This window comes from Pseudomonas sp. HY13-MNA-CIBAN-0226 (assembly GCF_040310305.1).
Classification (GTDB): domain Bacteria; phylum Pseudomonadota; class Gammaproteobacteria; order Pseudomonadales; family Pseudomonadaceae; genus Aquipseudomonas; species Aquipseudomonas gregormendelii.
Genome location: NZ_JBEOPS010000324.1, coordinates 1 through 264, shown reverse-complemented (window position 1 = coordinate 264; position 264 = coordinate 1). Strand labels below are relative to the sequence as shown.

The following is a 264-nucleotide window of genomic DNA, read 5'->3' as shown; positions in this document are numbered from 1 at the left end:
ACATAGACCAAAACACCATAACAGTAACCGAGAAAGATCTTAAAGAATACAAAAAAAGAATACTTAAATATTTTATTATTTCAAACCTATTCACTATGCTTGCCACATTCGGAATCATACACACATTAAATAATGTAGTAATTATGTCCGAAATGATAAAAGGAAAACAAGACTACCTAAAAAGTCAGGCTACACAACAGAAAGAACAATAACCGCTCAGGCGGTTTTTTTGTGCCTGAATTTCACCCCTACCCACCTCAATAA

Annotated in this window: 1 protein-coding gene; it reads left to right on the top strand. The window is 33.3% G+C overall.

The genetic code is table 11. The features are described 5' to 3' along the window. A partial coding sequence (locus tag AAEZ05_RS28945) for a hypothetical protein (RefSeq protein WP_350650049.1) occupies nucleotides 1-212 on the top strand: 212 nt, incomplete at its 5' end. Nucleotides 213-264 lie beyond the last annotated feature (52 nt).